Source organism: Leisingera sp. ANG-DT (genome assembly GCF_000813785.1).
Classification (GTDB): Bacteria; Pseudomonadota; Alphaproteobacteria; order Rhodobacterales; family Rhodobacteraceae; genus Leisingera.
This window is the reverse complement of the sequence record NZ_JWLE01000005.1, coordinates 43,791-63,362: the sequence shown is the minus strand read 5'-3', so window position 1 is coordinate 63,362 and position 19,572 is coordinate 43,791. Positions and strand designations below refer to the sequence as shown.

At 62.9% G+C, this 19,572-nt stretch carries 21 protein-coding genes; 14 read left to right on the top strand and 7 right to left on the bottom strand.

The annotated features are described in order from the left end of the window. Nucleotides 1-182: 182 nt before the first annotated feature. The 7 genes from RA21_RS05535 (at nt 183) to RA21_RS05505 (ending at nt 5,245) form a co-directional block, all read left to right on the top strand. A complete protein-coding gene (locus tag RA21_RS05535) occupies nt 183-527 on the top strand; it encodes an AtpZ/AtpI family protein (RefSeq protein ID WP_175392902.1) in 345 nt (114 codons plus the stop codon). Between the two features lie 40 nt (nt 528-567). Beyond that, entirely contained in the window at nt 568-1,368 is an 801-nt protein-coding gene (locus tag RA21_RS05530) for a F0F1 ATP synthase subunit A (protein ID WP_039132155.1), read from the top strand. An 88-nt stretch (nt 1,369-1,456) separates the two neighbouring features. After that, nucleotides 1,457-1,693 carry a F0F1 ATP synthase subunit C gene (locus RA21_RS05525; protein ID WP_008553903.1) on the top strand — a complete coding sequence of 79 codons (237 nt, stop codon included), beginning with the start codon at nt 1,457-1,459 and terminating at the stop codon, nt 1,691-1,693. Between the two features lie 83 nt (nt 1,694-1,776). Continuing rightward, nucleotides 1,777-2,304 (top strand): F0F1 ATP synthase subunit B', encoded by a 528-nt coding sequence (locus RA21_RS05520; protein WP_039147162.1) that lies wholly within the window; start codon nt 1,777-1,779, stop codon nt 2,302-2,304. Between the two features lie 4 nt (nt 2,305-2,308). Beyond that, nucleotides 2,309-2,866, top strand: coding sequence for a F0F1 ATP synthase subunit B (locus tag RA21_RS05515; RefSeq protein ID WP_019296634.1), 558 nt, complete (start codon nt 2,309-2,311; stop codon nt 2,864-2,866). Between the two features lie 204 nt (nt 2,867-3,070). Continuing rightward, nucleotides 3,071-4,177 (top strand): YjgN family protein, encoded by a 1,107-nt coding sequence (locus RA21_RS05510; RefSeq protein WP_241480919.1) that lies wholly within the window; start codon nt 3,071-3,073, stop codon nt 4,175-4,177. Beyond that, nucleotides 4,178-5,245 (top strand): M48 family metallopeptidase, encoded by a 1,068-nt coding sequence (locus RA21_RS05505; protein WP_052257602.1) that lies wholly within the window; start codon nt 4,178-4,180, stop codon nt 5,243-5,245. A 3-nt stretch (nt 5,246-5,248) separates the two neighbouring features. Here the strand turns inward: RA21_RS05505 and RA21_RS05500 are convergent, their stop codons facing one another. Continuing rightward, nucleotides 5,249-6,019: a FadR/GntR family transcriptional regulator gene (locus RA21_RS05500; RefSeq protein WP_019296631.1), complete on the bottom strand. Its 771-nt coding sequence runs from the start codon at nt 6,017-6,019 to the stop codon at nt 5,249-5,251. Nucleotides 6,020-6,174: 155 nt separating this feature from the next. On the opposite strand from RA21_RS05500, the gene RA21_RS05495 reads away from it, so the two are divergent. The 4 genes from RA21_RS05495 (at nt 6,175) to RA21_RS05480 (ending at nt 11,952) form a co-directional block, all read left to right on the top strand. Then, a complete protein-coding gene (locus RA21_RS05495) occupies nt 6,175-7,383 on the top strand; it encodes an aminotransferase-like domain-containing protein (RefSeq protein WP_039147160.1) in 1,209 nt (402 codons plus the stop codon). Nucleotides 7,384-7,548: 165 nt separating this feature from the next. Next, nucleotides 7,549-11,004 carry a chromosome segregation SMC family protein gene (locus tag RA21_RS05490; RefSeq protein WP_039147157.1) on the top strand — a complete coding sequence of 1,152 codons (3,456 nt, stop codon included), beginning with the start codon at nt 7,549-7,551 and terminating at the stop codon, nt 11,002-11,004. Between the two features lie 65 nt (nt 11,005-11,069). Further along, on the top strand, nt 11,070-11,537 hold the full coding sequence (locus RA21_RS05485; protein ID WP_019296628.1) for a YbjN domain-containing protein: 468 nt from the start codon (nt 11,070-11,072) through the stop codon (nt 11,535-11,537). 70 nt (nt 11,538-11,607) lie between these two features. Further along, a complete protein-coding gene (locus tag RA21_RS05480; protein ID WP_241483477.1) occupies nt 11,608-11,952 on the top strand; it encodes a hypothetical protein in 345 nt (114 codons plus the stop codon). On the opposite strand, the gene RA21_RS05475 is transcribed toward RA21_RS05480, so the two are convergent. The 4 genes from RA21_RS05475 to RA21_RS05460 all read right to left on the bottom strand — a co-directional run bounded on the left by RA21_RS05475 (nt 11,949) and on the right by RA21_RS05460 (nt 16,138). Then, nucleotides 11,949-13,118 (bottom strand): lytic murein transglycosylase, encoded by a 1,170-nt coding sequence (locus tag RA21_RS05475; RefSeq protein ID WP_019296626.1) that lies wholly within the window; start codon nt 13,116-13,118, stop codon nt 11,949-11,951. The genes RA21_RS05480 and RA21_RS05475 overlap by 4 nt on opposite strands. A 46-nt stretch (nt 13,119-13,164) precedes the next feature. Next, nucleotides 13,165-14,076, bottom strand: coding sequence for an adenosylcobinamide-phosphate synthase CbiB (gene cbiB / locus RA21_RS05470; RefSeq protein ID WP_019296625.1), 912 nt, complete (start codon nt 14,074-14,076; stop codon nt 13,165-13,167). Further along, complete coding sequence (locus RA21_RS05465; protein WP_019296624.1) at nt 14,073-15,035, bottom strand: threonine-phosphate decarboxylase; 963 nt, start codon at nt 15,033-15,035, stop codon at nt 14,073-14,075. The genes cbiB and RA21_RS05465 overlap by 4 nt, the downstream gene beginning before the upstream one ends. 128 nt (nt 15,036-15,163) lie before the next feature. Continuing rightward, nucleotides 15,164-16,138, bottom strand: a complete 975-nt coding sequence (locus tag RA21_RS05460; protein ID WP_039147153.1) for a glutathione S-transferase family protein — start codon at nt 16,136-16,138, stop codon at nt 15,164-15,166. Between the two features lie 214 nt (nt 16,139-16,352). On the opposite strand from RA21_RS05460, the gene RA21_RS05455 reads away from it, so the two are divergent. After that, the gene (locus tag RA21_RS05455; protein ID WP_039147151.1) at nt 16,353-16,721 is read left to right on the top strand and encodes a hypothetical protein; all 369 of its coding nucleotides are present in this window, start codon (nt 16,353-16,355) and stop codon (nt 16,719-16,721) included. Between the two features lie 6 nt (nt 16,722-16,727). Here RA21_RS05455 and RA21_RS05450 read toward each other — a convergent pair whose 3' ends face one another. Both RA21_RS05450 and RA21_RS05445 read right to left on the bottom strand, forming a co-directional pair. Beyond that, nucleotides 16,728-17,258 (bottom strand): L,D-transpeptidase family protein, encoded by a 531-nt coding sequence (locus tag RA21_RS05450; RefSeq protein WP_019296621.1) that lies wholly within the window; start codon nt 17,256-17,258, stop codon nt 16,728-16,730. 2 nt (nt 17,259-17,260) lie between these two features. Beyond that, a complete protein-coding gene (locus RA21_RS05445; RefSeq protein ID WP_039147149.1) occupies nt 17,261-18,433 on the bottom strand; it encodes a MalY/PatB family protein in 1,173 nt (390 codons plus the stop codon). Between the two features lie 98 nt (nt 18,434-18,531). On the opposite strand from RA21_RS05445, the gene def (RA21_RS05440) reads away from it, so the two are divergent. Together def (RA21_RS05440) and def (RA21_RS05435) are read left to right on the top strand one after the other, a co-directional pair. Next, nucleotides 18,532-19,050, top strand: coding sequence for a peptide deformylase (gene def, locus RA21_RS05440; protein ID WP_029204849.1), 519 nt, complete (start codon nt 18,532-18,534; stop codon nt 19,048-19,050). A gap of 13 nt (nt 19,051-19,063) precedes the next feature. Continuing rightward, a complete protein-coding gene (def, locus tag RA21_RS05435; protein ID WP_019296618.1) occupies nt 19,064-19,561 on the top strand; it encodes a peptide deformylase in 498 nt (165 codons plus the stop codon). Nucleotides 19,562-19,572: the final 11 nt, after the last annotated feature.

The window sequence follows — 19,572 nt, the reverse complement described above, 5'->3', positions numbered from 1 at the left end:
GTTGAATATGGATTCCGGTGCAGTTTGGCGCTAACGGCACCTGCGGCAGAGCGGCGCGGCGCATAGGAGTTAGAAAAATACTGCGCATAAACAATGGAATGGGGGTATTTTGAATCTTCAATCCTTGTAATTGACTCCTCGGCTCCGTGGCCTTAGCACCCTCACTAGAAATTCGCGTGAGGATGGCGCCCGTGACCGATGACGACCAAAAGCAGCGCATGGCGCAGCTGGAGGAGAAATTGGCGGCGGCGCGTAAGGCCCAGGAGCCCAAGCCGCGCGCGGATGAGCATTATTCCCTGGCCAATCAGGCCTGGCGGATGGTGATCGAATTGGTGGCCGGTCTCGGGATCGGCTTTGGCATCGGATACGGGCTGGACCATCTGTTTGGAACCCTGCCCATCTTCATGGTGCTGTTCATAATGCTGGGCCTGGCGGCTGGGGTGAAGACAATGCTTCGCACCGCGCAGGAGATCCAGAAAGAGAAACTGGCCGAAGAGGCCGACAAAAATGCGCAAGACCGGGATTGATCCGACGGGATCGGCGACCGGCGACAGGAGAAGCGGACCGATGGGCAAAATTTTCTTTTTCGCAGCTCTGGCACTGGTAGTTGTGTCGGGTCTGATTTTCGCTCCGGCGGAAGCAAAGCTGGCGATCCATCCGATGGATCAGTTCCAGGTGAGCGCGCTGTTCGGCGATCACATCTCCTGGTACACCCCGACCAACGTGACCCTGTGGATGGCGCTGGCTGTTGCCGCCGTGTTCGCGCTGCTGGTTCTGGGCTCCTCGCGCCGCGCCATCGTGCCGGGCCGCGCCCAGTCGGTTGCGGAACTGGCCTATGGCTTCATCTACAAGATGGTTGAGGACGTGGCCGGCAAGGACGGCGTCAAGTTCTTCCCCTACATCATGACTCTGTTCATGTTCATCGTGATGGCCAACTTCCTGGGTCTGATCCCCGGCTCCTTCACCACCACCTCGCACATCGCGGTGACCGCGGTTCTGGCAGCGCTGGTGTTCGTGACCGTGACCGTTGTTGGCTTCGTCAAGAACGGTGTTGGCTTCCTGGGCCTGTTCTGGGTGTCGAGCGCGCCGCTGGCGCTCCGCCCGATCCTGGCCATCATCGAACTGATTTCCTACTTCGTGCGCCCCGTCAGCCACTCCATCCGTCTTGCCGGTAACGTGATGGCCGGCCACGCGGTTCTGAAAGTGTTCGCAGGCTTCGCCGCAGCACTGGGCATGTTCAGCTTCCTGCCGATCTTTGCCATCACCGCGGTTTATGCACTCGAAGTTCTGGTGGCCTTCATTCAGGCCTACGTGTTCACCATCCTGACCTGCGTGTACCTGAAGGATGCACTGCACCCGAGCCACTAAGGCCAGGATCTGAAAGCTTACCGGGCGGTGCCATGACCGGCCCCGCCCAAACTAGAAATCACCACATTCCATCGTAAGGAGAGAAATCATGGAAGGCGATATCGCACAACTCGGTCAGTTCGTCGGCGCAGGCCTGGCAGCAATCGGTTCCGGCGCAGCCGCAATCGGTGTGGGCCACGTGGCTGGCAACTTCCTGGCAGGCGCTCTGCGTAACCCGTCGGCAGCTGCCGGCCAGACCGCAACCCTGTTCATCGGCATCGCGTTTGCAGAAGCACTGGGCATCTTCTCGTTCCTGGTCGCTCTGCTGCTGATGTTCGCCGTCTAAGACCTTAGGAACCTATTTCCTTACGGCCGGGCAGTGCAGATCCTGCGCTGCCCGGTGTAACGGCAAGTTCCTGGGAGGACGACATGGCATCAAATACGCAAGAGGCAGCACACGGCGGCGGTTCCGCAATGCCGCAGCTGGACTTCTCGACCTTCGGGAACCAGATCTTCTGGCTCGTGGTCGCCCTGGTCGTGATCTACCTCATCCTGTCGCGCGTCGCGCTGCCCCGCATTGCTGCGGTGCTGGCCGAGCGTCAGGGGACCATCACCAACGACCTCGCCGCGGCTGAAGACCTGAAAGCCAAGGCTGTCGAGGCCGAAAACGCATATAACAAAGCTCTGGCGGATGCCCGTGCGGAAGCGCAGCGCATTGCTGCCGAGACCCGCGCAGAAATTCAGGCCGGGCTGGATGAGGCCATCGCCAAAGCAGACGAACAGATCGCTGCCAAGGCTGCCGAATCCGAGAAGGCTATCGCCGAAATCAAGGCCGGCGCGCTGGAAAGCGTGAAGGCCGTGGCCACCGATACTGCAGAAGCGCTGGTTTCTGCTCTGGGCGGTTCGGCAGACAAAGACGCAGTTGCCGCGGCAGTTGCCGAGCGGACGAAAGGATAAGGACATGCGCAATATTCTCGCTCTTGCCCTGACCCTTGGCGCGGCTTCGCCCGCGTTTGCGGCCGGCGGCGGCATGGACCTGTCCAACACCAACCTGGTTGTTGCGCTGGCGTTCATCCTGTTCATCGGCATCCTGCTGTTTGCCAAGGTGCCGTCGCTGCTGGCTGGCCAGCTCGACAACCGCGCCGAAGGCATCCAGAAGGAACTGGACGAAGCCCGCGCCCTGCGTGAAGAGGCCCAGACCGTTCTGGCGTCTTATGAGCGCAAGCAGCAGGAAGTTCAGGCCCAGGCCGATCAGATCGTGGCTGCCGCCCGTGACGAAGCTGCCCGCGCAGCCGAGCAGGCCAAGGCCGATCTGCAAACCTCCATCGCCCGCCGTCTGGCGGCTGCCGAGGAGCAGATCGCTTCGGCAGAGGCTTCGGCTGTGAAGGAAGTGCGCGACCAGGCGATCTCCATCGCTGTTGCCGCTGCGGACCAGGTGATCTCCAAGCAGATGACCGCCGCCGAGGCCAACAAGCTGATCGACGCCGCCATCGCGGATGTGGACGCCAAGCTGCACTAAGCGCTGGCTGATACAGACAAGTTAAAAGAACCCGGTCCGAGTGGCCGGGTTTTTTACTGGCGGCAGGCAACGCTGGCGTTTTGACTTGCAAGTGCAACCTTTCCCGGCATGAGGCGCGCCTTTGGGCAACAGGACTGCATTTAAAGTTGTCCAGTCTGGAAATGTTCTTCCTATGCAGGTAGGCAACCCGCATGTTTTTTGGGCATGGCCGGATTACGGAAAAGCGGCCTGCGGCATTATTGGAGACATTGGCAAATGAGCGCAAACATCAGCGGATTTGAGTTTCGCGGCAATGCGAAAGAATGGTTTGGGATCTGGATTGTAAATCTTTTGCTCAGCATCCTGACGCTGGGCATCTATTCGGCTTGGGCTAAAGTCCGCCGTCACAAGTATTTCTACAACAACACTTATGTCGAAGGCCGCAACTTCGACTATCACGCAACCGGAGGCCAGATTCTTGTCGGGCGGCTGATCGTTTTCGGGGCCTTTGTGATCTACAACATTATTCTGACGATGGTACCCATGCTGGCTCCGGTTCTGCTGCTGGCATTGGTTTTCGTCTTTCCCTGGCTGATCATCCGGGCGATGATGTTCAATGCGCGGATGACAAGCTTTTCCAACGTCCGCTTCGGTTTCTCGGCGGGGTACGGAAAGGCCTTTCTCGTCTACTTGATCTATCCCATCCTTACTGCGCTCACCGCCTATCTGACCTTCCCGCTGCTGGACCGGGCAGTCAAACGCTTCAGCATTGACAACCACAGCCTGGGCACCGCAGCGTTTCATTTCGAGGCGCCTTTGGGGCCATTCTACAAAGCCTTCTTTGCCGCTCTGGCATGGGTGGTGATCGTCGGGGCCGCGGTTTTTGCACCGCTGGGCACAACGGTAATGACTTCCTTCCAGGACTCCTTTGCATCGCCGAATCCGGACCCAACCGCGGTGCTGCTCTTCATGGCCGGCTTCTACGGGATCTTTTTCCTCGCGTTCCTGCCGGCTGTCCTGCTGTATCACGCGATGACCCGGAACGCCGTGTACAACAACACCGCGTTGGAAGGGGGACATCAGTTCAGGTCCGATATCTCCGCAGGCACCCTTATGTGGCTCGCTGTGACCAACATGGTTGCCGTGGTCTGCAGCCTGGGTTTGCTTTTGCCGTGGGCTCAGGTCCGCATGGTCCGGTATCTGACCGCCCATACCGGGGTGGTGCTGGGATCGTCTCTGGACAGCTTTGTTGACGTGCAGGGCCGCCGGACCTCTGCTGTGGGCGATGCCTATACCGATTTCGAAGGCATTGACGTGGGGCTCCCGGTCTAAATGGGAGCAAACTATCCTTTGCCGGTAAAGATCGAAGGGCGCGCCTATGCGCGCCTTTCGTCCCGCTTGATGCAGGCAGACTTGCTGTTGCACCTTGAGCCTCAAGGCACGGCCGTGAGGCAGGTGGATATCGTCACCCGTGATGGGGAGACGCTTGGCAGTTCCGCCTGGGCGGACGTCTCGCTGGATCCGCCGCTGGGGCGCCAGCCGCGCCGGCTGACGCTGCCGGATGGCACGATGTTTGAAACGGATGACCACGATGCCGTCCTGACGCTGAGCGGCGGCGCCGGCGGCGATTGGTTGCATGCGCTTGAGCAATTCCGGCCGCGTCTTGCCGCATTTACGGCCCTGGCGGTCCTGTCCGCATTCCTGGTCTGGAAATACGGCCTGGACGTGCTGGCGTCGGCAGCTGCGGCGATGACCCCTCCTGTCGTGCTGCAGCAGATGGACCGGGGCACCATTGAAGCTGTGGATTTTGCTCTGATGGAGCCCTCCGAACTTGGTGCAGATGAAAAGGAACGCGCCAGAAGGGTATTCCAGACGCTTCTGGAACATCTGCAGGACACCCCGAATGGTGTCAGTTTTCAATTGCTGTTCCGCGAGATGCCTGGAATGGGACCCAATGCTGTCGCCTTGCCTGGCGGCACCGTTATGGTGTCCGACGCGTTCATGGACCGTTTTCCTGGCGAGGACGTTCTGGCCGGGGTCCTCGGGCACGAAATCGGTCATGTGGTAGAGCAGCACGGACTTCGCCAGGTTTACCGCTCACTCGGCCTGTATGCGGTTGTAGCATTTGTGGCCGGGGACACCGGGCCCTTGCTTGAGGACATTCTGCTTGAAGGCAATGTACTGCTGTCGCTGCAGTACGGCCGGGAGCAGGAGGCTTTGGCGGATGAATTCGGCGTTCAGCTGGCCGCGCGTGCGGGGTATGCGCCCGAAGGGCTGATAACCTTCTTTGAAACCGTGCAGTCCGAAATGGCCGAGCCACCGGAGTGGATGTCATCGCATCCGAACTCAGCGGCCCGTATTCAGTCCATAGAAGATGCTATCCGGCAACTGCAACGCTGACGGTTACCCCTTCCCCGTCTCATGCTCCAGCCGCTGCTTTGCCACCTCGGCGTTGCGCTCAGCCCGTTGGTGGTCGGTGAGGGCCTGTTTGACATAATCCAGATGCGCCTCGACCGCGGTGCGGGCGGCTTGCGGGTCGCGGGCCTGCAAAGCGGCGTTGATGGCGCGGTGCTGCTCCAGAAGCGCCTCATAGGTGGTGTGCTGCTGGAACATGATTCGGCGGTTGTAGAACACGCCCTCACGCAGCAGATCGAACATTGAGCGCATCATGTGCAGCATGATCACGTTGTGGCTGGCGTCCATGATGGCGGAGTGGAACTGGGCGTCGAGCTTGGCCGCTTCCTCGGACACGGCGGGATTGCCGGCTGCTTCCATCTTGTCGAAGATCGCCTGGATCACCTGCAGGTCGTAGTCCGACCCGAACCGGGCTGCGCGCTCGGCAGCGAGCCCTTCCATGTCGCGGCGGAAGGAGAGGTAGTCGAACACCGCCTCATCATGGGTGGCGAAAAGCTGGATCAGGGCAGGGGAGAAGGCGGAACCCAGAACATCGGCCACAAACACGCCGGAGCCGGCCTTGGACGCCAGCAGGCCGCGGTCTTGCAACTCACCGATGGCATCGCGCAAGGAGGGGCGGGAAACGCCGAGCCGTTCGGCCAGTTCCCGTTCGGCAGGCAGCCGTTCACCGGGCGACAGGATGCCGCGCAGGATCAGCTGCTCGATCTGCTTGACGACGGAGGCGGAGAGTTTCTCGGGCTGGACTTTCTGGAAGGGCATCTGGTCGCTCTGGCGGATTGGTCAATTTATATGACCACGCGGGGCGGGTGGCTGCAAGAGCAACGCATCACGAAGGCTGTAACAATAGGTCAGCATTATTGACTTTATTTTGGAGCCTCCTACCGTGATCATGGAAGCTCAGCGAGGAGAGAGCCATGCAGCTGGACCAGATCTTTGCCACCCGCAACAGCCGGATGAAGGCGTCCGAAATCCGTGAATTGCTGAAACTGCTGGACCAGCCGGACATCATCTCCTTTGCCGGCGGTATCCCCGATCCGGCGTTGTTCCCGGCGGATGAGTTCGCCGAAGCCTTCAAGACCGCGCTGACGCCGGAGCGGCAGGTGCAGGCGCTGCAGTATTCCGTGAGCGAAGGCTACCTGCCGCTGCGCCAGTGGATCGTGGCGGAGATGGCGAAGATCGGGATTGTCTGCGAGGCTGAGAACGTGCTGATCACCTCCGGCTCGCAGCAGGCGCTGGATTACCTGGGCAAGCTGTTCCTGTCGCCGGGTGACACTGCTCTGGTCGGCTGGCCGACCTACCTGGGGGCGCTGGCGGCCTTCAACGCTTATGAGCCGCGCTATGACCGGCTGTCACTGACCGGGAACCGCACTGCGGAAAGCTATGCCGAGGGTGCATCAGAGGCGGGCAGTGCGGTGAAATTCGCCTATCTGTCGCCGGATTTTGCCAACCCGACCGGCGAGACGCTGGACCGTGCCGGGCGGTTGCGGCTGCTGAACATCGCGGATGCGCTGGACTGCGCGGTCATTGAGGACGCGGCCTATCAGTCGCTGCGCTATGACGGGGAGCCGGTGCCGCCGGTGCTGGCGCTGGAGATTGAACAGAAGGGCTCAATTGAGGACTGCCGGACGATTTACTGCGGCACCTTCAGCAAGACGCTGGCGCCGGGCGTGCGGATCGGCTGGGCGGTGGCGGCCAAGCCGGTGATTGCGCAGATGGTGCTGCTGAAACAGGCGGCGGACCTGCATACCTCGTCGATCAACCAGATGGCTGTGCATGGCGTGGCAGAGACCTGTTTCGACGCACATGTCGAACAGCTGCGCGCGGTTTATCAGCGCCGCCGCGACGTGATGCTGGCGGCCATGGCGGAACATATGCCGGAGGGCGTGGAGTGGACCCGGCCCGAGGGTGGGATGTTCATCTGGGTGACCCTGCCGGATGGCATGAGCGGGGCAGACTTGCTGGCGCGTTCGCTGGAGACGGAGCGGGTGGCCTTTGTCCCCGGTCAGGCGTTTTTCGCCGATGGCAGCGGCCAGAACACGATCCGGTTGAGTTTCTCCAATTCCAACCATACAGCCATCGAGGAAGGCATTGCCCGGCTGGGGCGGTTGTTGCGGTCCCTTTGAGGCCTGACAGGCTGCTGTTTGGCAAAACACCGCCGGATCCTGCGGGTTATCCACAAGATATGGTGTGGTTTGAACAGATTTTGCCCCGATTTGGGGGTGCGGAGCGTTGACTCAGCGGGTAGGAACCGCTGAACTTTCTCGATACGGAATCACGAAGGGGCAGCTTTGCGGTTTTCCAAGCTCAGGCTGAACGGCTTCAAAAGCTTTGTCGATCCTACCGAACTGGTCATTGCCGATGGGCTGACAGGGGTTGTGGGTCCAAACGGTTGCGGCAAATCCAATCTTCTGGAGGCATTGCGCTGGGTGATGGGGGAAACCCGCGCCAAGGCGATGCGCGGCGGCGGCATGGAGGACGTGATCTTTGCCGGCACCTCGTCGCGGCCCGCGCGCAACTTTGCCGAGGTGAGCCTCAACATCGACAACTCCGAGCGGCTGGCGCCGTCGGGGTTCAATGATGCCGACGGTCTGGAGATCGTGCGCCGCATCACCCGCGATGTGGGCAGCGCCTATAAGTCCAACGGCAAGGACGTGCGGGCGCGCGATGTGCAGATGCTGTTTGCCGATGCCTCCACCGGTGCGCATTCGCCGGCGCTGGTGCGGCAGGGGCAGATCGCGGAGCTGATCAACGCCAAACCCAAGGCACGGCGGCGCATTCTGGAAGAGGCGGCTGGTATTTCGGGGCTTTATCAGCGCCGCCACGAGGCGGAGCTGAAGCTGAAGAACACCGAGGCCAACCTGCTGCGCGTCGATGACGTGATCGAGCAGTTGGCGGCACAGCTGGCGCAGCTGGCCAAACAGGCGCGGCAGGCGCAGCGCTATCGCGAGATCGGCGAGAAGCTGCGGCTGGCCGAGGGCATGCTGCTCTACCGCCGCTGGCGCGAGGCGGATGAGGCGCGGCTGTCTTCAGAGGATGAGCTGCGGGTGCGCGTCGAGCAGGCCGCCAAGGCGGAAGCGCTGGTGCGCGCCGCTGCCGCTCAGCGCGGCACGTTTGAGGAAAAACTGCCCCCCCTGCGCGAGGAAGAGGCTATTGCGGCCGCTATCCTGCAGCGGCTGGTGGTGCAGCGCGACTCGCTGGGCGATCAGGAGGCGCAGGCGCGCCAGACCATCGAACGGCTCAGCAGCCGGATCGTGCAGCTGGGCAACGATATCGAACGCGAGACCGGCCTGAACAAGGACGCTGGCGAAACCATCGAGCGGCTGGAATGGGAACAGCGCGAGCTGTCCAAGGCCGGCGACGGCCATGACGGCAAGTTGATGGAGGCTGCTGAGCTGGCACGCGATGCGGGCTCCATCCTGCAGGCGCGTGAAGATCACCTGGCGCAGGTGACAGAGGATGTCGCCCGTCTGGCGGCCCGCCACCAGTCGGCGCGGCGCGCGGTCGAGGACTGCCAGCGCGCCTTGGGCCGTTCCGAGGGCGAGGCAGAGAAGGCCCGCGCTGCCCAAGGCGAGGCGCAGGAGGCGCTGAAGCTGGCGGCGGAGAAGTTTGAGGCGGCTGTCTCGGCTGAGGAAGAGGCGCGTGAAGCCTCTGAGATGGCTGAGGAGGCGCTGGAAGCGGCGGACGAGGCGCGCACCGAAACTCAGGCCCGCGAGGCCGAGGCACGCTCGCAGCGCTCTGAGGCAGAGGGCGAGCTGGGCGCGCTGCGGGCTGAGGTGACGGCGCTGGCCAAGCTGGTGGAGCGTGACACCGCCGAGGGCGGTCAGGTTCTGGATGAGCTGACTGTTTCGCCGGGGTATGAGAAGGCTTTGGGCGCAGCGCTGGCGGATGATCTGCGCGCGCCGCTGGCGGATGCCGACGGGCCGACCGGCTGGCTGTCCCTGCCGGGCTATGACCGCGACGCGGCACTGCCGGAGGGTGTGCAGCCCTTGGCACTGTTTGTCTCCGGTCCCGATGCCCTGTCGCGCCGGGTGGCGCAGATCGGACTGGTGGATGGCGATGCAGCAGCGGGCCTTCAGGCGCAGTTGCAGCCCGGACAGCGGCTGGTGACCCTGGAAGGCGATCTGTGGCGCTGGGACGGCTACCGCGCCTGGGCCGAAGATGCGCCGAGTGCCGCTGCCTTGCGTCTGGAACAGCTCAATAAGCTGGAAGCGCTGAAGCAGGAAATGGAGCGTGTCAGCGCCACTGCCGACGGTGCCCGCGCCGCGCATGAGATGCTGCTGCGCAAGCTGGAAGAGGTGACGCTGGCCGATCAGAACGCCCGCCAGGCGCGCCGGGTGGCAGATCAGCGGGTGGCCGAGGCGGCCCGTGCGCTCAGCCGGGCCGAGGCCGATCGCAACCTGGCAGAAGGCAGGCTGGAAACCCTGGGCATTGCGGTGTCGCGCCACGAGGAAGACGCGCTGAGCGCCGGCCTGCAGCTGAAAGAGGCTGAGAAGGCACTGGGAGAGCTGGGGAATCTGGACCAGGCCCGCACTGCGGTTGAGGATATCAAGCAGTCGGTTGAGGCGGCGCGGATCACCATGCTGACCCACCGTTCCAGCCATGACGAGCTGCGCCGCGAGGGCGAGGCCCGCACCAAGCGCGGGCAGGAAGTGACCAAGGAGCTGTCCGGCTGGCGCCACCGCCTGGAAAGCGCCGAGGCGCGGATCGAGGAGCTGGCGGAGCGTCGCGAGGCCTCGCAGGAGGAACTGGAAGAGGCCAATGCGGTCCCGGCGGAAATTGCCGAGAAACGCGAAGAGCTGAACGAGGCAATCTCTGAGGCTGAAGCGCGCAAGTCCGCAGCGACCGAGGCGCTGATCGCAGCTGAGGCAGAACTGCGCGAGGCTGTCCATAAGGAGCGCGAATGCGAGCGGCTGGCGTCGGAAGCACGCGAAGCGCGGGCACGGTCCGAGGCGCGCAGCGATGCGGCCAAGGAAGCCGTCACGCAAGCGGCGGGCAGGATTATCGAAGCGCAGCAGATCACCCCGCAGGCACTGCTGGAGAAGCTGGGCGTGTCGCCGGATGAGATGCCGGCCTCGGATGATTTGGAGCACGATGTGGACCGCTACAAGCGTCAGCGCGACGCCTTGGGTGCGGTCAACCTGCGCGCCGAGGAAGACGCACGCGGGGTGCAGAACGAGCATGACACGCTGGTGGCTGAAAAGCTGGACCTGGAAGGCGCGGTGAAGACCCTGCGTGACGGCATTTCAAGCCTCAACCGAGAGGGCCGCGAGCGGCTTCTGACCGCGTTTGAGCAGGTGAACAACAGCTTTGCCATGCTGTTCACCCATCTGTTCGGCGGCGGCGAGGCCAATCTGGTGATGGTCGAAAGCGACGACCCGTTGGATGCGGGGCTTGAGATCATGTGCCAGCCCCCGGGCAAGAAGCTGTCGACACTGTCTCTGCTGTCGGGCGGCGAGCAGACGCTGACCGCGATGGCACTGATCTTTGCGGTGTTCCTGTCGAACCCGGCGCCGATCTGTGTGCTGGACGAGGTCGACGCGCCGCTGGATGACGCCAACGTCACCCGTTTCTGCGATCTGCTGGACGAGATGTGCCGCCAGACCGACACCCGCTTCCTGATCATCACCCACCATGCGGTGACGATGGCGCGGATGGATCGTCTTTTTGGCGTCACCATGCAGGAAAAGGGTGTCAGCCAGCTGGTTTCGGTTGACCTCAAGAAGGCAGAGGCGATGGTGGCCTGAGGTCTGGCGCAGCGGGGATCTGTGCCGGGGCCTGTTTGCAAAGACAAAGTTTTGTGGAGTGACAAATGAATATGCTCAAAGCAATTGCCGCTGCTGCGGTGCTGATGACCCCGGCTGCCGCGATGGCTGGCAATGTGGTGGCCAAGACAGGCGACAGCGTCGCCAACTTTTTTAAGGACGAAGGCGCCAAGGTCGAAGTGACCACCGACAGCGTTGGTGATCCGAACCTGAAAGTCGAATATTACGGCAACGATTTTTCCGTCTACTACTACGGCTGCGAGGACAACGCCAACTGCGATGCGATCCAGTTCTTCTCCGGCTACCAGACAGACGGCAGCGTGCGCCTGTCCAAGATCAACGAATGGAACACCAATAACCGTTTTGCCCGTGCCTATGTGTCCGAGGAAGGCTCTGCCCGGATCGAGATGGATGTGCTGCTTGGGAATGACGGCATGACTTCGGATGATTTTGCCCTGGCCGTCGGAAAATGGAACCGGGCGTTGCAGGAGTTTGAAGAATTCATCGACTGGTAAACCGGCCTGTCACCGGATCGTGACAGCGGATTGCAGGATCAATCGCTAGGGTGGGGGCATGAAATGGATCATGCCCCTTTTCCTTTGCCTGCCCGCAGGGACCGCCGCGGCGGATACCTGGCAGCTGCGCCCCGGCGACACGCCCTTTGCGCAAGCGGAGCTGGACGCGCTGCCTGGACAGTCCTTCCGCTTTTTTGACGGGGGCGAGTCGCAATACGGCAGCGGCGGGGCCTATGCCTATACCTACTCCTCGGAGAACGGCGGCGGCACCGCCTGGGGCACCTACCGGATTGCCGGCGATGGCAGCATCTGCGTGGACTTTACCAACGGGTTCGGGCGCTGCGACCTGTTTGTCCGCAACGGCAGCCGGATCATCCTGATCACCGAAAAGGGCGAAAGGTTCCCGGTGCGTTAAAGCTTCTTCAGCAGCGCGGGCGTGGGCCAGGCGTCGGCAGGCAGGCCGAGGCGCTGCTGCTCCTTTTGCACCGCAACCCGTGTGCGGGCGCCAAGGATGCCGTCAATGTCGCCGACATTGTGGCCGCGGGCCTGCAGTTTCTGCTGCAGCTGCTTCATCTGGGCGCCGTTCAGCCCATTGTCGGGCCTGCCGGCCTCATAGACATCCGCGCCCTGCAGCCGGTTGGCAAAATAGGCGGCGGTCAGCACATAGGTGAAGCTCTGGTTCCACTCGAAATAGACGTCGAAATTCGGATAGGCGAGGAAGGCCGGCCCCTTGTGGCCCTGCGGCAGCAGCAGCGAGGCGCGCATCGACGGATCCGGCAGGCTGCCGTCGCGGGCGGAGACACCCAGCTTGCGCCATTGGGCAACCGACTTTTTTCGTGCAGTGCCGCTGAGAGACAGGTCCAGGTCTTCGGGGATGGTGACTTCCTGCAGCCAGGGCTGGCCCGGTTGCCAGCCCAAGTGCGACAGCATCCGTGCGCCGGACATCAGCGCATCGGGGGCAGAGGATTTCAGGCTGACCTTGCCGTCGCCATCGGCATCAACGCCGTGCTGCAGGATGTCTCCCGGCAGCATCTGCACCATGCCGATCTCGCCTGCCCAGGCGCCGGTGGTGCGTTTCGGGTCGAAGTTGCCCTGCTTGAACATTTCCAGCGCGGCAAACACTTGCGGGCGGAACAGTTCCGGGCGGCGGCAGTCATGCGCCAGGGTGACCAGCGCGTCGCGGGTGTTGAAATCGCCCTGATAGCCGCCGTAGTCGGTCTCGAACGCCCAGAAGGCCAGCAGCACGCCGCGGTCGATGCCATAGGTGCTTTCGATCCGCTGGAAGGTGGTGTCGTGTTTCTGCGCCATCTGGCGGCCTGTTTTCAGCCGGTTTTGCGAGATCAGGCGGCGGGAGAAGTCGATGAAGGGTTTCTGGAACACGCCCTGGCCGCGGTCGGCCTTGAGCACGCGGGGGTCCTGACGGGTGCCGGCAAAGAAAGCATTGACCGTGGCGTTGTCATACCCGGCCTGAACCGCCTCGTCCTTCATCAGTTTCACGAAATTCTGAAAGCCGCCGCCGCATTGGGCCGCCGCTGCCGCAGGCAGCAGGGCCGCTGCGAGGACAAAGGGCAATAGGCGCATGGTTCTGGCGCTCCTTGGTCTTACCGCTCCCACAGGAACTTATGTGCTAGAAAACTGCGGCGATGGCAACCGTCAGGGCCAGCGCAAGCGCCCAGGTTTGCCAAAGGAGCGCAACGGAACGGGTGATGGTTTCGGCGCTGGCGCTTTTGGTGCCCTTGGCGTGCACCCAGGCGAAATCGCGCATTTCGCCGTCATAGGAGCGGGGGCCTGCCAGCGATGTATCCAGCGCCCGCGCCATCGCGGCCTCCGGCCAGCCGGCATTGGGAGAGCGGTGCTTGCGGGCATCCCCGGCAATGGCACGCCAGTGGCGCAACTGGCCGCCGGCGGCGGCGATCATCAACCCGGTCAGCCGGGCCGGGATCAGGTTCAGCAGGTCGTCCAGCCGGGCGGCGGCCCAACCAAAGTCCCGGTAGCGGTCGTTGCGGTAGCCGATCATGCTGTCGGCGGTGTTGACCATCTTGTAGATGATCAGCCCCGGCAGCCCGGCGATCAGAAACCAGAAGGCAGGCGCAATGACGCCATCCGACAGGTTCTCAGCACCGCTTTCGATGGCGGAGCGCGCGGCCTGCGGTGCGGTCATGGCACCAGTGTCGCGGCTAACGATCATGGCCACGGTCTGGCGGCCCTCCTCCAGGCTGCTGCGCAGGCCCTTGGCAACCGCGGCAACATGTTCGGTCAGGGACCGCTGGGCGATCAGGACGGCCGCCACCAGAATTTCGACCAGTGTACCGGGCAGGGCCAGCAGCTTGCCCGCGATGAGGCCTGCCAGAACCAGGGCCGCTGCCGCAAGCACGCCGTTGAGGCGGCGGCTGGGGCCGGTGTTGAGCTTACGGTCAAGGAAACCGACCAGCCTGCCCATCAGCACCGCAGGGTGGGTCAGGCGCGACCACAGCCATTTCGGCTCGCCCAGGACGGCGTCCAGCAGCAGGGCCACGGCAAGCATTCCGGCGGTGGTCACAGCGCGGCCTCCAGACGGTCCCAGCCGTCCGCAGGCGGCAGGCCAAGGCGCAGGAAAGTCTTGGAATAGGGGAAAATGCGGCTCCAGATATGGGCGCTGGCCAGCTTTTGCTGCCAGGCAGCGGCATCATCCACATGGTAAAGCCGGAACAGGTCGGTGCCGCCGGCCAAGCTGGCACCCTTGGCGAGCACAAGTTCGTCCAGCCGGGCGGCATCCTGATGCAGCCGGGTGCGGGTGGCTTCGGCCCAGGCATTGTCCTGCAAGGCCAATGTGCCGGTGCGCAGGGCCGGGCCGGAGACCGCCCAGGGGCCCTGCCAGGTGGCCAGCTGCGCAATCAGCTTGGGGTCGCCGATGGCAAAGCCCAGCCGCATCCCGGCCAGGCCCCAGAATTTGCCAAAGCTCTTCAGCACGACAACGCCGGGGCGGGCAGCCATGCGGATCAGGCTTTCACCCGGACACACATCGCAGAAGCTTTCGTCGATGATCGTCAGCGGTGCGGTAAGCTCGTCCTCGCGCCACATCCGGCCATCCGGGTTGTTGGGATGCACAGCCACCTTGGCCTCCGCAGGCCCATGCACCCGGACAATCCAGCCGCGGGCCTCAAATGCGGCGGCGTGTTCGTTGTAGGTGGGCTTGGTGATCTGCACCCAGCGCGGCTCGGCCAGCGCAGGCAGGGCGGCAATCAGCGCAGAGGCGCCGGGGGCGGCAAGAACAGCGGCCTCCTCCGGGATATTCCAGAAGCTGCGGGCGGCCTGTTCCAGACCGGCCAGCGCATCCGCATCCGGCAGCGCGCCCCAGTCACCGGCGCTGAACTGCGGCAGCGGATAGGGGTGCGGGTTGATGCCGGTGGAGAGGTCGATCCAGCCATCGCGGCTGCCGCCGAATTCGGCAATGGCGGCGCTCAGATTGCCGCCGTGATCGCGGGGCTGGGTTGCGGGGTCGTGAGAGAGGTCATGCATCGCAGTCGCCACCGGTGAGAGTTCACACCGGCCAGGGCCGGCTGCCATCTGAGGCACTGCGCGTATTAAACTATGCTGTGCGGGGCGTGAACTCCCTATTTACGGTGGTGCAGACGCAATCGCGTGAGTCAGCCGCGCCCGTGCGGTTCCTGCCAGTTGATATCCGGGTTGGTGGGGATGATCCGATGCGGATTGATGGTGTCATGGCTGTAATAATAGTGGCGCACGATGTGCTTCACTCCGACCGTCTCCGCCACACCCGGCCACTGGTACAGCTCGCGGGTGTAGGCCCAGAGGTTCGGGTAATCCATCAGCCGTTTGCGATTGCACTTGAAGTGGGTGTGATAGACCGGATCGAAGCGCAGCAGGGTGGTGAACAGACGCCAGTCAGCCTCGGTGATGCGCTCACCCAGCAGGTAGCGGTGCTGCGACAGCAGATCTTCCAGCCAGTCCAGGCTTTCGAACAGCGGCGCGACGGCCTCGTCATAGGCTTGCTGCGAAGTGGCAAACCCGCATTTGTAAACACCGTTGTTGATGGTGCTGTAGACGCGGGCGTTTACCGCCTCAATCGGCTCGCGCAGCTCTTCCGGCCAATAGTCGTCACTGTTGCCTGTGATCGCGTCAAAGGCCGAATTGAACATGCGGATGATTTCGGCGCTTTCGTTGGAGACGATGGTGTTCTGCGCCTTGTCCCACAGCACCGGCACCGTCACCCGGCCGGTGTATTCCGCATCGGCGCGGGTGTAGATCTGATGCATATGCGAATTGCCGAACAGGCCGTCGCCGGTGGCGCCATGTTCGTCGGTTTCAAAGGTCCAGCCTTCGCCCAGCATGTCGGGGTGCACGACAGAGACAGAGATATGCTCTGCCAGCCCCTTCAGCTGGCGGAAGATCAGCGTGCGGTGCGCCCAGGGGCAGGCAAGCGAGACATAAAGATGGTAACGCCCGCTTTCCGCCGGGAAGCCGCCTTTGCCTGACGGGCCCGGGCTGCCGTCGGCGGTGATCCAGTTGCGGAACTGCGATTCGCTGCGCTTGAAGGCGCCACCGGTAGAGCCGGTGTCATACCACTGGTCGTGCCATTTCCCGTCGATCAAAAGGCCCATCGCGTCTGCTCCTGCTGCTGTGCAGGGCAAACATATGCGGGCAAGGGGCGTGCGCCTATGCAGGCCAGCGCGCAGGCCTTCTGCACTCCTGCACAGCAGCAACAAAATTGCGCGGCCGTCAAATTTTCGAAAATGTTCACTTGATTTTATATATTTGTGACGCACCGTTGAAAGAAGGACCCGTGTAAACCGAAGCATTTGGAAGGCCGCTGACATGAACACCTACGTACCCAAAGCCGTGCAGGAAGCGCTGGACACCGCCCGCCTGCAGGGGATGCGGCGCAAGAGCCGTTTGCGGGTGATGGCGGATAATGAGCTCTATCCGGTGCTGCGGCTGTGGAAGACCGGTTTCTCGGTCGAGGCGGAAACCGCACCGATGCTGCGCGGGCTGGTTGATATCTACGACGGCGCCCGTCATGTGTCGCAATGCCTGATCGTGGCTGGCGAGGAAGAGGGCGGCGAGATGCGTTATGAATTCAAGCGCTCCACCCCTGCCGCCGACAAGGCGCCGGTGGATTTCTACAAGTCGCCGGATGCGCCTGCGGGGCTTATCCCTTTCGACCAGTCGCAGGGCAAGATTTGAAGCGGTTCAGGGGCGGATTTCAACCTCAATTCCTATCTCTGCCAGGCGCCAGAGCGTTTCCATCTGTTCATTGCTGACAGCGATGCATCCGGCGGTCCAGTCGCCGGGTAGGGTGACCAGATTGCCCACTGCATTGGGCTGCCCGTGGATAAAAATATCGCCGCCCGGGCTAACACCTGCCGCCTGCGCGCGGGCACGGTCATCGGGCTGCGGATAGTTGATTCCCAGCGACAGGTGATAGGCGCTGTTAGGATTGCGCCGGTCGATCCGAAAGATGCCCTCCGGCGTCTTGCCGTCGCCTTCCTGTTCCTTATCGCCAGCAGGGGCAAAGCCAAGCGCGATAGGGAACTCCAGGACCATCTCGCCATCCCGGCTGGCGGTCAGTCGGCGGGCGGATTTCTCGATCAGGATACGGTCGATCCGGTCCACCGCCGCAGATTGCGGCGGCGGCACGGGACGCGGGGCAAAGGCCTGCCAGGCCATCCAGGCGGCGCCGGTCAAAGCAACCAGCGCCAAGAGGCGCAGCAGGCGCTTCATGCTTATTGCAGGTCCGAGAAGGCTGCGGTCAGCCGGCGGCAGGCTTCCTCCACCCGCGACCGCTGGGTCGCCAGATTGAACCGCTCCATGAGTTCGCCGCCGGTGCCAAAGCCGTCACCGGGTGAGGTGGCGATTCTGGCGTCTTCGCGCAGGCGCTTGATGAATTCCTCGCGGTTCATGCCGGTGCCGGAGAAGTCGAGCCAGGCCAAATAGGTGGACTGCAGAGGCAGCGATTTCAGACCCGGCAGCGCGTTGACGGTTTCGTCAAACAGTTTCCGGTTGCCTTCCAAATGCGCGATCTGTGCATCGACCCACTCTGCCCCTTCGGGCGAATAGGCGGCCATGATCATCGCCACGCCGAGGCCGCTGGGATCATAATCCAGCGTGGCCTGGCGGTGCCGCATGGCTGCGCGCAGGTCCGGATCGGGGATGATCATGTTGCCGGTGCGCTGGCCTGCGATGTTGAAGGTTTTGGAGGGCGCGGTCAGGGTCACAGTCCAGGGCCGAGCGTCCGGCGCGGCCACGTCCATCGGCACAAAGGTGCTGCCCGGATAGACCAGATCGTGGTGGATTTCATCCGAGACCAGGATCAGCCCGTTGCGCTTGGCGAATTCGGCCACCGCGCGCAGTTCCTCCGGCGTCCAGACCCGGCCCGAGGGGTTCTGCGGAGAGCACCACAGCAGCAGCTTCTCCGTCCCGTTCAGGCGCGATTGTGCATCGTCCAGGTCCAGATTGTAGGTGTCGCCGTCCCGTGCCAGCGGGCATTCGGTCACCTTGCGGCCCGCCTTGTTCACCTTGTGGGCAAACTCGTGATAAACGGGCGAGAAGATCACCACGCCGTCGCCTGGCTGGCTCCAGACATCGAGGCAAAGCGCGATGGCGTTGCCGAGACCTTGGGATGTCAGGATCCAATCGGTCTCAATGTCCCAGCTGTGGCGGTTCTTCATCCACCATTGCACCGCCTGCAGATACTCGGGGTGCTGCCAGGAGTAGCCGAACACGCCATGCTCCGCGGCCTTTTTGACGGCCTCGATCACGCAGGGCGCGGTTTCATAGTCGGAGTCCGCCGTCCACATCGCCAGGCCATCCTCAGGGGACACGCCGAACAGCTGCTCCATCTTGTCCCATTTTGAGCTGTGGGTGCCGCGGCGGTCTGTGGGTTTGTCAAAATTCATCTGTGAACTCCCGTATCGTTGGATGCGAAGCTAACCACTGCGGCAGCGTGCGCAAGGGGGGCGTTGCGATGGGGCCTGCAATCGCATAAATGAAGCGCATGAAACGACCGATCCTGATCCATCCCGATCCCCGCCTGAAAAAGGTTTGCGTGCCCGTGCCGGACCTGAGCGATGACTTGCGCGTGCTGGCGGACGACATGCTGGAAACCATGTACGCCGCGCCCGGCATTGGCCTGGCAGCGCCGCAGATCGGCATCCTGCAGCGGCTGATCGTGCTGGATTGCGTCAAGGAAGAGGATGGCGACCCGCGCCCTCTGGTGATGTTCAACCCTCAGATCATTTCTTCCTCGGACGAGACCAACGTCTATGAGGAAGGCTGCCTGTCGATCCCGGATCAATACGCCGAGGTCACCCGCCCCAAGGTGGTGGAGGTCGAATGGATGGACCGCGACGGCAACGCGCAGCGCGAAACCTTTGACGGCTTGTGGGCGACCTGCGTGCAGCATGAGATCGACCATCTGAACGGCAAGCTGTTCATCGATTACCTGAAGCCGCTGAAGCGCCAGATGATCACCCGCAAGATGCAGAAGCTGAAGCGCGAACGCGCCCGCGCCTGAGGAAATACCAGACATGACCGTCCGCACCTGCCTGCCCTGGCCCGACAAGCGCCTGCGCACCAAGGCTGATGAGGTGACAGAGATCACCGACGAGATCCGCGAAATCTGGAACGACATGGTCGACACGATGGAGGCAATGCCGGGTGTGGGTCTGGCCGCCAATCAGATTGGCGTGATGCTGCGGCTGGCCGTCGTGGACGGCTCCACCGAGCGCGGCCGCGCGGTGAAGCTGGCGAACCCGGAGATCCTGCACGCCTCGGTCGAGCTGCGCGAGCATGACGAGGCCAGCCCGAACCTGCCCGGCGTCTCCGCCAAGATCAAACGTCCGCGGGCGGTGACCGTCCGCTTCATCAATGAGCAGGGCACGGTGGACCGCAAGGATTTCGTCGGTATCGAGGCGACCTCGGTGCAGCACCAGATCGACCACCTGAATGGCAAGATGTATTTTGACCGCCTCAGCAAGGTGAAACGCGACATGCTGATCCGCAAGGCGAAGAAGCTGAACGGCTGAGGCTGATCTAA